This window comes from Streptomyces lasalocidi (assembly GCF_005280215.1).
In the GTDB taxonomy this organism is placed as follows: Bacteria; Actinomycetota; Actinomycetes; order Streptomycetales; family Streptomycetaceae; genus Streptomyces; species Streptomyces longwoodensis.
Map to the genome: position 1 here is coordinate 4,439,661 of NZ_SZNQ01000001.1, position 12,124 is coordinate 4,451,784.

The following is a 12,124-nucleotide window of genomic DNA, read 5'->3' on the forward strand; positions in this document are numbered from 1 at the left end:
GAGTAAGGTTACCGGAGGTAATGCTACGTGACCATGAGGAGCAGGTCGAGATGAGCCCCGTGCAACCGCCCCGGGCCCGGCGTGTGGCGATCATCGGCGGGAGTCGTGTCCCGTTCGCCCGCTCCGACGGCCCCTACGCCACCGCGTCCAACCAGGACCTGCTCACCGCGGCGGTGGACGGCCTCGCCGACCGCTTCGGGCTGCGGGGGCCGGGCGCGGTGGACGAGGTGGTGGCCGGAGCCGTCCTCAAGCACAGCCGGGACTTCAACCTGGCCCGCGAGACCGTCCTCGGCTCCGCCCTCGACCCGCGCACCCCGGCGTACGACGTCCAGCAGGCGTGCGGCACGGGACTCCAGGCGGTCATCGCCGCCGCCAACAAGATCGCCCTCGGTCAGACCGAGTCGGCGGTCGCGGGCGGCGCGGACACGGCGAGCGACGCGCCCCTCGGCGTCAACGACCGGCTCCGGCGCATCCTGCTGGAGGCCCGCCGGGCCCGGTCCACCCGTGAACGGCTCAAGGCGCTCGCCCGGATCCGCCCCGGCCACCTCGTCCCGGACGTCCCCCGCAACGCCGAGCCGCGCACCGGCCTGTCGATGGGCGAGCACGCGGCGGTGACCGCCCGCGCCTGGGGCATCGGCCGCGAGGCGCAGGACGACCTGGCGGCCACCAGCCACCGGCGGCTGGCCGCCGCCTACGAGCGGGGCTTCTTCGACGACCTGGTCGTCCCCTTCCGCGGCCTGGAGCGCGACCAGAACCTGCGCCCGGACTCGACCACGGAGCAACTCGCGCGCCTGAAGCCGGTGTTCGGCCTCGACGCCCCCGACCCGACGATGACCGCGGGCAATTCGACCCCGCTGACGGACGGCGCCGCGGTCGTGCTGCTGGCCTCCGAGGAGTGGGCCGAGGCGCGCGGCCTGCGCCCGCTCGCGTACCTCACCACGTACGCGACGGCGGCCGTCGACTTCGTGCACGGTGACGTGGCCGACGGCGAGGACGGCCTGCTGATGGCGCCCGCGCACGCGGTGCCGCGCATGCTGGAGCGCGCCGGGTACGGCATCGAGGACTTCGACCTGGTCGAGATCCACGAGGCGTTCGCCTCCCAGGTGCTGGCCACCCTGGCGGCCTGGGAGAAGCGCGGCCTGGCCCCGGTGGACCGGGACCGGCTCAACGTCGCCGGCTCCTCGCTGGCGACCGGGCACCCGTTCGCGGCGACCGGCGCGCGCGTCGTCGCCACCCTGGCCAAGCTGCTCGCCGAACGCGGCGGACCGGGACGGGGGTTGATCTCCGTGTGCGCGGCCGGCGGGCAGGGGGTGACGGCGGTGCTGGAGCGGGACTGAGCCCGGCCAGGAGCGGTCCGGGGCGCCCGGCGACGGCATACCTGAGGGTCACTCACATGATCCGCAAGAATGCACAGCCCCGGCCCCGGAGCAACCCGGAAACCTCACAGCACGCTCACGTCAGGCCCGTACGATCCACTGCCTGACCGGCGGTAACACCTTTCCGGGACGTACCGCGGTGAACGCCTCGACACACGAGGCACGTAGTTCATGCAGCAAGCAGTTCTCGTCGCTGCACGCCCAGGGAGCCGCCCGTGTCCACCGCACACCCCACCTCCGCCGACTACGACACGGCTCCCCCCGTCCTCGTCCGGCCCGAGACGCTGCGCCTGGACGGGGTCGTGCGCGAGGCGTCCGTACCGGCGTTCGCGCAGCCGGTGCGGCACGGTTCGCTCGCCGACCTGCCCTTCGACAACGCCTCGGCCGCGCCGGGCGCGGTGGCCCTCAGCCGCAGGTGGCCGGACGGCCGCTGGAGCGATGTGACGGCCGAGCACTTCGCGGCGCAGGTGCTGGCCCTGGCCAAGGGGCTGATCGCCGAGGGGCTGGTGCCGGGCGACCGCATCGCCATCATGGCGCGCACCACGTACGAGTGGACGCTGCTGGACTTCGCCGCCTGGGCGGCCGGGCTGGTCACCGTGCCCGTCTACCCGACCTCGTCCGTGTTCCAGACCCGCTGGATCCTCCAGGACTCCGGCGCGGTCGCCCTGGTCACGGAGACCGTCGCCCAGGCCGCCGCGCTCGGCCCGGAGCGCGACCGCATCCCCGACCTGCGGCACGTGTGGGTCATGGACAAGGGGCACCTCGACCGGCTGGGCGAGGTCGGCGCGGCGCACGTGACGGACGGGGAAGTGTCCGTGCGCCGGGGCGTGCTGGGCCCCGACACCCTCGCCACCCTCATCTACACGTCCGGCACCACCGGCCGGCCCAAGGGCTGCGCGCTCACCCACGGCAACTTCTTCGCCGAGGTCGACAACGCCGTCGAGCTCCTCCACCCGGTCTTCAGGGCGGGCGGCGACGACCTCTCCGTCCTGCTCTTCCTGCCCCTGTCCCACGTGTTCGGGCGCATGGTGGCCATCGCCTGCCTGCGCGCCCGGGTGCGGCTGGGCCACGCGCCCAGCCTGAAGTCCGAGGACCTGCTGCCCGACCTCGCGGCGTTCCGCCCCACGTGCCTGCTGGCCATCCCGTACATGCTGGAGAAGATCTTCAACACCGCGCGCGCCCGGGCCGAGGCGGGCGGCCGGCTGTCCGCCTTCGACCGCGCGGCGGCCGTCGCGCGCCGCTACGGCGAGGCGGTCGAGGCCCACAAGACCGGCGCCGGACCGGGGCCGGGCGCCACGCTGCGGGCCGCCCGCACCTTCTACGACCCGCTGGTCTACCGGCGGATCCGCAACGCCATGGGCGGCCGCGTCCGGCACGCCATCTGCGGCGGCTCCCCGCTCGGCCGCCGCCTGGCCGCCTTCTACCTGGGCGCGGGCATCGAGATCTACGAGGGCTACGGCCTGACCGAGACGACCGGCGCGTCCACGGTCACCCCGCCGCTCAAGCCCCGCCTCGGCACCGTCGGCTGGCCGCTGCCCGGCACCCGGGTGCGCATCGCCGCCGACGGCGAGATCCTGCTCGCCGGCGACCACGTGCTGCGCGGCTACTGGGACCCGGCGGCCGGCGGGGTCGTCCCCGCGGCCCGCGACGGCTGGCTGCCGACCGGCGACCTCGGGCAGCTGGACGACGAGGGCTACCTGACGATCACCGGCCGCAAGAAGGAGATGATCATCACCGCGGGCGGCAAGAGCGTGGCGCCCGCCCCGCTGGAGAACTGGCTGCGCTCCCACCCGCTGATCTCCCAGGTGATGCTCGTCGGCGACGGCCGCCCCTACGTCTCCGCCCTGATCACCCTCGACCCCGACGGCATCACCCACTGGCGGCAGATGAACGGCAAGCACCCGGTCCCCGCCGAACTCCTCCTGGACGACGACGACCTGAGGGCGGTGCTCCAACGGGCCCTGGACGAGGCGAACAAGCTCGTCTCCCGCCCCGAGTCGATCCGCCGCTTCGCCGTGCTCCCGGTGGACTTCACGGAGGAGGCCGGCCACCTCACCCCGTCGATGAAACTCCGGCGCGACCAGGTCCTGCGGGACTTCGCCGACGTCGTGGAGGGGCTGTACCCGCCGCAGTAAAGGGTTGGCGCGGGCCTGTGCGGGCGGCCGAGGATGCCCGGGTGAACACGATCGAGTTCCTCCGCCACCCCGCTCCGGAGCACCCCCGCGCTTCCGTGTGGGCCGTGCGCGTCGACGGCGTGGACCTGCGCCGGCGGGTGGCGGACGCGACCCGCGCCCTGTGGCACCCGGAGCTGGCGGACCAGTTCGACGACCAGGAGCGCGAGGAGGAGGAACTCCTCCTGACCCAGCACGCCGGCCTCCCCGCGGCGGAGTTCGCCCCCGCCCACTTCCTGACCCCGGCGGACACCGCCCCCGTCCTGGGCTGCCCCTGCGGCATCTGGGACTGCTGGCCCCTGCTGGCCCACATCGGCACGACCCCGGAGTCGATCACCTGGACCGCGTTCCGCCAGCCCCACCGGCCCCAGTGGGGCACCCTGCCCCTGGGCCCGTTCACCTTCGCCCGGACCCCGTACGAGAAGGCCCTGGCGACGGCGCCCACCGTGGCGCAGGACCCGCTGGAGGACGAGGACCCGGCGTCCCGCCCGTAGGGACACGTCCCCGGGACACCGCGCCGTCAGGCCACCCAGCCCCCGCTGGTGCGGTGCCGGTGCAACCCGACGGCGGAGAACTCGTCCTCGCCGGCCCGCGCCGCGACCCCCAGCCGGCGCAGCGCCCGGGAGACCGGACTGCCGGCCGGCGGGAACGGCCGGCCCTCCTCGGCGTGGAGCGGGCCCAGGACGAGGGCGCCGCCCTCCCAGACGGCCGCCCGCTGCTCGCCCACACCGCCGAAGTACTCGGCTTCCACGTAGGCCACCGGTCCACCGGCCGACCAGCCGGCGAGCACCCGGTCGAACCCTCCGGGCACCTGCCTCCTCACAGGAGCGTCGGGGGATTTCGCCCGGACGGACGGGGCCGAACGGGGGAGCCGTCCGGAAGACGGGACGGCGGAAGGGGGGCCGGGTGGTGGGACCCCTCCGCGGACGGCCGGCGCAAAGGCAGGAGCCCCGTCGCCTTGCGGCGCGGGGCTCCTTGGGTACTGCACTCGGAGTCTGTGCTCAGGGCCTGGTCAGCCCCGGATCAGACGGGGGTGACGTTCTCCGCCTGCGGGCCCTTCGGGCCCTGCGTGACGTCGAAGGACACCTGCTGGTTCTCCTCGAGGGACCGGAAGCCGGTCGAGTTGATCGCGGAGTAGTGGACGAAGACGTCCGGGCCGCCGCCTTCCTGGGCGATGAAGCCAAAGCCCTTTTCGGCGTTGAACCACTTCACGGTTCCGGTAGCCATAAGCCCTCCTTGGGCCCAAAGGGTTGCCCTGCTCCAGAACCAGCAAGTGTGAAGACGATGTTCTGCACAACTGCGTACGTCTGAAAACGACGAGAGCCCGCGGTCACATGCTCCGCAGGCTCTGTACTGCAAGGGAAACCAAACTGCAACTTGCGGCGAGCCTAGCACGCGGGCAGCCGAAAGCAACAGGGGTCAAGATCACATCACTCGGATGTTTGAACCGTGCCCGAGTGGTTGACGACGCCCGACGGCGGGGGGTGAAGCTCGCAGCGTACCGGATGGGGTCTAGCCTCGCGATGTGGACAATTCTCGCACCCGGCCGCGCGTCGGCCACATCCAGTTCCTGAACTGCCTGCCCCTCTACTGGGGGCTCGCGAGAACGGGCACGCTCCTCGACTTCGAGCTGACGAAGGACACCCCCGAGAAGCTCAGCGAGCAGCTGGTGCAGGGAGACCTCGACATCGGGCCGATCACCCTGGTCGAGTTCCTCAAGCACGCCGACGAGCTGGTCGCCTTCCCCGACATCGCCGTCGGCTGCGACGGCCCGGTGATGAGCTGCGTGATCGTCTCGCAGGTCCCCCTGGAGCAGCTGGACGGCGCCCGCGTCGCCCTCGGCTCCACCTCCCGCACGTCCGTGCGCCTGGCCCAGCTGCTGCTGGCCGACCGCTACGGCGTCACCCCGGAGTACTACACCTGCCCGCCCGACCTCAGCGTGATGATGCAGGAGGCCGACGCCGCCGTCCTCATCGGCGACGCCGCGCTGCGGGCCAACCTGCTCGACGGCCCCCGCTACGGCCTGACCGTGCACGACCTGGGCGCGCTGTGGAAGGAGTGGACCGGCCTGCCGTTCGTCTTCGCGGTGTGGGCGGCACGCCGCGACTACCTGGAGCGCGAGCCGCTCATCACGCGCAAGGTCCACGAGGCCTTCCTCGCCTCCCGCAACCTGTCCCTGGAGGAGGTCGGCAAGGTCGCCGAACAGGCGGCGCGCTGGGAGGCGTTCGACGAGAAGGTCCTCGAGCGGTACTTCACCACCCTGGACTTCCGGTTCGGCGCGCCCCAGCTGGAGGCCGTGACCGAGTTCGCGCGCCGGGTCGGCCCCACGACGGGTTTCCCCGCGGACGTGAGGGTGGAACTGCTGCGGCCGTAACCTGCCTCTGAGTTCTCACAGGGCGCCGCGCGCGGTCGCGCGGGGTGCCGCACGGGGGAGGGGTGGACGGCATGCAGCCGCTCGGAGCGGACGAGCCCACGGTCGTCGGGCCCTACCGGCTGCTCGGCCGGCTCGGGGCCGGCGGCATGGGCCGGGTCTACCTGGGGCGCAGCGCGGGCGGGCGCACGGTCGCCGTGAAGATCGTGCACCCCCACTTCGCGCTCGACGAGGAGTTCCGCGCCCGCTTCCGGCGCGAGGTGGACGCGGCACGCCGGGTGGGCGGCGCCTGGACCGCGCCGGTGCTGGACGCCGACCCGGACGCCGCGGTGCCCTGGGTCGCCACGGCGTACGCGGCCGGGCCGTCCCTGGCCGCCGCGGTCGGCCCGCACGGCGAGCCGCTGCCCGGGCACACCGTACGGGTGCTGGGCGCGGGCCTCGCCGAGGCGCTGACCGCCGTGCACGACCTGGGCCTCGTCCACCGCGACGTGAAGCCGTCCAACGTGCTGCTCACCATGGACGGCCCCCTGCTGATCGACTTCGGCATCGCCCGCGCCACCGACGGCACGGCCTCCCTCACCTCCACGGGCGTCTCCGTCGGCTCGCCCGGCTACATGGCCCCCGAGCAGATCCTGGGCAAGGGCGCCTCCGGCGCGGCCGACGTCTTCTCCCTGGGCGCCGTCCTCGCGTACGCCGCGGCCGGCGCGCCGCCCTTCCGCGGCGACACCTCGGCCGCGCTCCTCTACAAGGTCGTGCACGAGCAGCCGGAGCTGGGGGAGCTGGCCCCGGGCGAGCTGCGGGACGTCGTCGAGGCGTGCCTGGCCAAGGACCCGGCCGCGCGGCCCACCCCCGCCGAGGCGGCCCGGCGGCTCGCCCCGCAGGGCGCGGCCCGGCTGGTGACGGCCGGCTGGCTGCCGGGGCCGCTGGTGGAACAGGTGGGCCGCAGCGCCGTCCAGCTGCTGAACCTGGAGGGCGCGGCCACCGGCCCGGGCGCCGCGCCGGTGGCGTCGGGGCCGGTCGGCTTCGACGGCATGGCGGTGCAGTCGGACACGACGACGGCGACGGGCGGCCGGGAGACGGGCCCGCCCGCCGACCGGGCCGCGACCCACGGCACCTTCGGGCCGCCGCCGGTGATGCCCGGGTCCCGGACGCCCGCGGACGCCCCGGCGGGGCCGCACGGCGGCGCCTCCACCGTCGTACCGGCGCCACGGGACGACAAGCCCGGCAAGGTGTCCGTCACCGTCGCCGCCGGGGTGGCGCCCGGGGACGGCGGCCGCGGGCGGCGGCTGAGCTGCACGGTCGCGCTCGCAGTGGCCGGGGCGCTGGCCGCCGTGACGCTCGGCTCGGCGGTCCTCTTCGACCTGGTGCCCGGCGGCGACCGCGACGGCGACAGCGGGGCCGCGGGCGCGCAGTCGTCGCCCCCGGCCGCGGACTCCGACAGGCCCGGCCCGAGCACCGGCGGCCCGTCCGGCCCGGGCACCTCCAGCCCGGGCGCGTCCAGCCCCGGCGCCTCCAGCCCCGCGCCGACGGCCTCCGGCGGATCCGGCGCGCTGCCCGCCCGGTACGTCGGCACCTGGGAGGGCGAGGGCAGCGGGCTCGGGGGGACGCTGCCCATGGGGACGTTCCGGGTGACGCTCCACAAGGCGACGGTGGGGCAGGGGATCGGCGAGCTGCGCCAGACCGACGTGCTCGGCTCGGTCTGCGTCGACCTGCTCACGCTGAAGCAGGTCACCGCGAGCGAGGTGGTGGCCACCTCCACCGGCGCCGCGTCCAACCACGGCGGCTGCAACCCGACCCCGCACACCGTGCGGCTCGTGCCCACCGGCGACGACCTGACGTACCGCTCGGACAGCGCGGCGGAGGGCGAGCCCGTCGCGCGGATGGCGCGGGTCGGGTGAGCGGCGTGCCATTCGACCTGCTCCTCGTCCTGGCCGCCGCGCTGTGGGGAGCGGCGGCCGGAACCCTGCTGCCGCGCCCGGCCCACCGGTTCTCCGTGCCGCTGCCGGAGCCGGAGGACACAGAGCCGGAGGACACGGAAACGGAGGCGGAGACGGCGGCGGAGGCATTCGAGGGGTACGGCTGGCGGGACGCGTGTCCCGTCGGGCACCCGGTCACGGGCTGGCTCGGCCCCGCGCGGTGCGCACCGTGCGGCGGGGTGGCGTACGGCCCCCGCCCCCTTCCGTTCGCCGTGGTCACCGCCCTGCTCTGCGCCGTCCTCGCCGCCGCGACCGGGACGCGGCCCGAGCTCGCGGTGTGGCTGCTGCTCGCGCCCGTGGGCGTGCTGCTCGCGGCCGTCGACCTGGCGGTGCACCGGCTGCCGGACCCGCTCACCCTGTCGCTCGCCGCGGCCGCCCCCGCGCTGCTCGGCGCGGCCGCCCTGCTGCCGGAGCACGCCGGGGACTGGACGACGGCCCTGCTCGGCACGGTCGCCCTCGGCGGTGCCTACCTGGTGCTGCACCTCCTCAACCCCTCCGGGATGGCCTTCGGCGACGTGAAGCTGTCGCTCGGGGCGGGGGCCGTGCTCGGCTGGTACGGCTGGCCGACGGTGATGCTCGGCACGCTCGCCGCGTTCGTGCTCGGCGCGCTGTACGGCGGGGTGCTGGTCCTGGCGCGGCGGGCGGACCGCAGGACGGTGATCCCGTTCGGGCCGTTTCTGCTCGCGGGCACGCTCACGGGCGTCCTGATCGGCGCCGGTGCGGCCTGACCTCGGGTGCCCGAGCGGGCTGGCGTAGGCTGGCTCAGTCCGTCCACAACCCTTGTGAGCCTTGCGAAAGGGACGCCGGTGACCGAGAAGGCCGACCTCACCCCCATCGATGTCACAGCCGTCCTCGACCGTGCCGCCGCGGGTGGGCGGATCACCCCCGAGGAGGCGCTCGTCCTCTACCGCGACGCCCCACTGCACGCGCTGGGCGCCGCCGCCGACGCCGTGCGCCGCCGCAAGTACGCGGGGACCGAGCACATCGCGACGTACATCATCGAGCGGAACATCAACTACACGAACGTGTGCGTCACGGCGTGCAAGTTCTGCGCCTTCTACGCCGCCCCCAAGGACACCGCCAAGGGCTGGACGCGCGACCTCGACGACATCCTGCGGCGCTGCGCCGAGACCGTCGAACTCGGCGGCACGCAGATCATGTTCCAGGGCGGCCACCACCCGGACTACGGCGTCGAGTACTACGAGTCGCACTTCAAGGCCATCAAGGACGCCTTCCCGCAGCTGGTGATCCACTCGCTGGGCGCCTCCGAGGTCGAGCACATGGCGCGGATCAGCGGGGTGTCGGTCGAGGAGGCCATCACCCGCATCCACGAGGCCGGACTGGACTCCTTCGCCGGCGCGGGCGCCGAACTGCTGCCCGAGCGGCCGCGCAAGGCCATCGCCCCGCTGAAGGAGAGCGGCGAGCGCTGGCTGGCGATCATGGAGACCGCGCACCGGCTGGGCGTGGAGTCCACCTCGACCATGCTCATGGGCACCGGTGAGACCAACGCCGAGCGCATCGAGCACCTGCGGATGATCCGCGACGTCCAGGACCGCACCGGGGGCTTCCGGGCCTTCATCCCGTACACGTACCAGCCCGAGAACAACCACCTCAAGGGCCGCACCCAGGCGACGATCTTCGAGTACCTGCGGATGATCGCCATCGCCCGGCTGTTCCTCGACAACGTCCAGCACATCCAGGGCTCCTGGCTGACGACCGGCAAGGAGGTCGGCCAGCTGTCCCTGCACTACGGCGCGGACGACCTCGGCTCGATCATGCTGGAGGAGAACGTCGTCTCCTCGGCCGGCGCCAAGCACCGCTCCAACCGCCTGGAGATCATCGACCTGATCCGCAAGGCGGGACGGGTGCCGGCCCAGCGCGCGACGACGTACGAGCACCTCGTCGTGCACGACGACCCGGCGAACGACCCCGTCGACGACCGCGTGGTCTCGCACATCTCCTCCACGGCCATCGAGGGCGGCACGGCCCACCCGGAGCTGAAGCTCCTCGCCCCCAACTGAGCGGTCCGTGCTGACGATTCACGCGGACGCGCGCGGGCACGCGCTCGCCGTGCGGGGCGAGTGGATCGCGGACGCCGGGCCCCTGGCGGACGTGGTCGCGGCGCACCCGCACGCGCGCGTGCGGGAGTGGCCCGGCATCCTCACGCCCGGGCTGCTCAACCTCCACGGCACGGAACTGCTGGAGGAGGCGTACCACCCGGATCCCCGTGAGGCCGACGCGCTGGGCACCGAGCCGCTGACCGGCGACGCGCTCGCGAACCTCGCCCCGGACGACGCCCGTTGGGGCGCGAGCGCCCGGCGCGGGGTGCAGCGGATGCTGGCCCACGGCACGGTAGCGGCGGCCTGCGAGGAGTTGCGCAACCGCGCCGTGCGGGACGCCGTACGGCGCACCGGGCTCGGCGTGGTGGGCCGCACCGGGCGCCCCGGCGGGGTGCCGTCGCTCGACCCGTACGCCTCGGGCCTGCCCGTCGAGTTCTTGCCGCCTCGCGTGCGGGGGTCCGCCGCCCGCTTCGCCGTGTTCGACGTGCGCGACGAGTCCGAGCTCGCGGAACGCGGGGCGGGGACGTGCGTGGCGACGGTGGTCGGCGGCCGGCTGGTGTACCGCAGGCGCTGAGCGCGCCCGGGGCCCCGCGGCCGCGGCTTCCCGGCGGCTACCGCGCGAAGGCCTCCGCGAACGCCCCGGTCTCCTGCCGCACCCCGCTGCACGTGGTCAGCGCGTCCTCGGTGGAGGCGTCCGCGCCGCACTGCTGGTCGCGGAACGCCGACCACATCGACACCCAGCCCACGCCCTTGCCCTCGGCGAACGTGCGCACCTGGGCCGCGTCGGACAGGGTGAACGTCTCACCGGCGACGTCGTTCACGCCGATCATCGAGGTGAGGGCCATGCCCCGCCAGGCCGCCGCGCCGGACGTGCCGAAGAGCTTCGCCAGCTGGGTGTGCGCGGCGGTCGCCGAGGTGATCGCGTAGTCGCCCATGTCGCCGTCGTACGACTCGCCGTAGTTCATCGTCATCAGGTTGACGGTGGAGACCTGGACGTCGTACGTGTTCGCCGAGGTGAGCAGCGCCAGGCCGTCCGCGTCGAGTCCGGACGGCATCACCGGGAGGGTGAAGGTCACGGTCAGGCCCGGCCGTTCCCGCTGGAGCAGGGCGATCGCCCGTGAACGCAGCGCGACGGAGGCGGAGTCGGTCAACTCGTCGCCCTCGATGTCGAAGTCGGCCTGCGTGGAGCCGGCCGCGTCGAGGGCCGCGCCGTACGCCTCGGCCAGCGCGGAGACGCTGTCGCAGGTCGCCGCCAGTTCCTTGCCGGAGGCGCCGCCGAAGGAGACCCGCACGCTCGCGCCGTTCTTCTTCAGCGCGCTGATCCGGGTGGCCACGGTCGCGTCGTCCACGGCGTGCGTGCCGTTCCAGCGCGGGGTGCAGGTGCTGTCGTCCGAGATCACGAAGGCCAGGTTGTACGACGCCGGCGAACCGGCCGCGTCGTTGGCGGAGGCCTCGGTGGCGCTGACGTACGGCGCGTACGCGGTCGGGCTCTCCTGCCCCCGGCTCTCGTGCTCCGGCGTCCCGGAGCATCCAGCCGTCGCCAGTGCGAACAGACAGGTGAGCCCGGTCAACGGCCTCAGGAAACTCCTCATTGCGTAATGCACCCGCTCTCGTGACGTCCGTCCCGCGACCGGAAATCTCTCACACCAGAGCGGCCAGCAGTTCATTTTCTCAGGGAAGTGACAGGTCAGGCCCTTCCTCACGGCTCGCTCACAACGTGACCAGAGCTCCCGGCACACAAACGCACCTACTGTCCGGGGAATGCAATCCGAGCCTGCCATCGAACACCGCGCCGCCGCGCGCGGTCGCCGTCGCAAACGCGGGAACGACTCCGTGGAGGGCCCCGTCTTCGTCGACACCTCCGGGCGCCGTTCGAAGGTGCTGCGGCGCATCGGCCTGCTCCTCGGCGCCGGCTGCCTCGCCTACGCGGCCGTCCTCGGCGCCGCCTTCATGGGCTGGGGCACGGACCTGACGCCGTCGTCGCTGCTGCCGTTCGGCGACAGCGCCCGGGGCGGCCCCGGCGGCCTCCGTCCCGCGGGCGGCCACGGCGACCCGGCCGGCCGGCCGTCCGGCGCGCCCACCGCGGCACCCACCTCCCCCGTGCCCCCCACGGGCGCCGCGTCGCCGATCGCCACCCCCACCGCCTCCGCGGCCGCCGACTGACGGGAAC

12 protein-coding genes are annotated in these 12,124 nt (G+C 74.1%); 9 read left to right on the forward strand and 3 right to left on the reverse strand.

The window, feature by feature from the left end; genetic code table 11:
* Nucleotides 1-50 precede the first annotated feature (50 nt).
* The 3 genes from E4U91_RS20040 to E4U91_RS20050 all read left to right on the forward strand — a co-directional run bounded on the left by E4U91_RS20040 (nt 51) and on the right by E4U91_RS20050 (nt 4,041).
* On the forward strand, nt 51-1,337 hold the full coding sequence (locus tag E4U91_RS20040) for an acetyl-CoA C-acetyltransferase (protein ID WP_137308137.1): 1,287 nt from the start codon (nt 51-53) through the stop codon (nt 1,335-1,337).
* A 254-nt stretch (nt 1,338-1,591) separates the two neighbouring features.
* Entirely contained in the window at nt 1,592-3,511 is a 1,920-nt protein-coding gene (locus E4U91_RS20045) for an AMP-dependent synthetase/ligase (protein ID WP_137308138.1), read from the forward strand.
* Nucleotides 3,512-3,552: 41 nt separating this feature from the next.
* Complete coding sequence (locus E4U91_RS20050; RefSeq protein WP_179959688.1) at nt 3,553-4,041, forward strand: hypothetical protein; 489 nt, start codon at nt 3,553-3,555, stop codon at nt 4,039-4,041.
* A 26-nt stretch (nt 4,042-4,067) separates the two neighbouring features.
* On the opposite strand, the gene E4U91_RS20055 is transcribed toward E4U91_RS20050, so the two are convergent.
* Together E4U91_RS20055 and E4U91_RS20060 are read right to left on the reverse strand one after the other, a co-directional pair.
* A complete protein-coding gene (locus E4U91_RS20055; protein ID WP_137308140.1) occupies nt 4,068-4,358 on the reverse strand; it encodes a hypothetical protein in 291 nt (96 codons plus the stop codon).
* 212 nt (nt 4,359-4,570) lie between these two features.
* Nucleotides 4,571-4,774, reverse strand: a complete 204-nt coding sequence (locus tag E4U91_RS20060; protein WP_067240544.1) for a cold-shock protein — start codon at nt 4,772-4,774, stop codon at nt 4,571-4,573.
* Nucleotides 4,775-5,072: 298 nt separating this feature from the next.
* Between E4U91_RS20060 and E4U91_RS20065 the strand changes: the two genes are divergently transcribed.
* The 5 genes from E4U91_RS20065 to E4U91_RS20085 all read left to right on the forward strand — a co-directional run bounded on the left by E4U91_RS20065 (nt 5,073) and on the right by E4U91_RS20085 (nt 10,528).
* Nucleotides 5,073-5,921 (forward strand): menaquinone biosynthetic enzyme MqnA/MqnD family protein, encoded by an 849-nt coding sequence (locus tag E4U91_RS20065; protein ID WP_137308141.1) that lies wholly within the window; start codon nt 5,073-5,075, stop codon nt 5,919-5,921.
* A gap of 71 nt (nt 5,922-5,992) precedes the next feature.
* On the forward strand, nt 5,993-7,816 hold the full coding sequence (locus E4U91_RS20070; protein WP_137308142.1) for a serine/threonine-protein kinase: 1,824 nt from the start codon (nt 5,993-5,995) through the stop codon (nt 7,814-7,816).
* Between the two features lie 5 nt (nt 7,817-7,821).
* Nucleotides 7,822-8,622: a prepilin peptidase gene (locus E4U91_RS20075; protein ID WP_137308143.1), complete on the forward strand. Its 801-nt coding sequence runs from the start codon at nt 7,822-7,824 to the stop codon at nt 8,620-8,622.
* Between the two features lie 78 nt (nt 8,623-8,700).
* Entirely contained in the window at nt 8,701-9,915 is a 1,215-nt protein-coding gene (mqnC, locus tag E4U91_RS20080; RefSeq protein WP_137308144.1) for a cyclic dehypoxanthinyl futalosine synthase, read from the forward strand.
* A 7-nt stretch (nt 9,916-9,922) separates the two neighbouring features.
* On the forward strand, nt 9,923-10,528 hold the full coding sequence (locus tag E4U91_RS20085) for an amidohydrolase family protein (RefSeq protein WP_137308145.1): 606 nt from the start codon (nt 9,923-9,925) through the stop codon (nt 10,526-10,528).
* A 37-nt stretch (nt 10,529-10,565) separates the two neighbouring features.
* Here E4U91_RS20085 and E4U91_RS20090 read toward each other — a convergent pair whose 3' ends face one another.
* Entirely contained in the window at nt 10,566-11,546 is a 981-nt protein-coding gene (locus E4U91_RS20090; RefSeq protein ID WP_137308146.1) for a chitinase, read from the reverse strand.
* Nucleotides 11,547-11,715: 169 nt separating this feature from the next.
* On the opposite strand from E4U91_RS20090, the gene E4U91_RS20095 reads away from it, so the two are divergent.
* Nucleotides 11,716-12,117 carry a hypothetical protein gene (locus E4U91_RS20095; RefSeq protein ID WP_174867832.1) on the forward strand — a complete coding sequence of 134 codons (402 nt, stop codon included), beginning with the start codon at nt 11,716-11,718 and terminating at the stop codon, nt 12,115-12,117.
* Nucleotides 12,118-12,124: the final 7 nt, after the last annotated feature.

Coding starts and splice junctions, on each gene's coding strand:
- E4U91_RS20040 (WP_137308137.1), top strand. CDS start 51: ATGAGCCCCGTGCAACCGCCCCGGGCCCGGCGTGTGGCGATCATCGGC.
- E4U91_RS20060 (WP_067240544.1), bottom strand. CDS start 4,774: ATGGCTACCGGAACCGTGAAGTGGTTCAACGCCGAAAAGGGCTTTGGC.
- E4U91_RS20070 (WP_137308142.1), top strand. CDS start 5,993: ATGCAGCCGCTCGGAGCGGACGAGCCCACGGTCGTCGGGCCCTACCGG.
- E4U91_RS20090 (WP_137308146.1), bottom strand. CDS start 11,546: ATGAGGAGTTTCCTGAGGCCGTTGACCGGGCTCACCTGTCTGTTCGCA.
- E4U91_RS20095 (WP_174867832.1), top strand. CDS start 11,716: ATGCAATCCGAGCCTGCCATCGAACACCGCGCCGCCGCGCGCGGTCGC.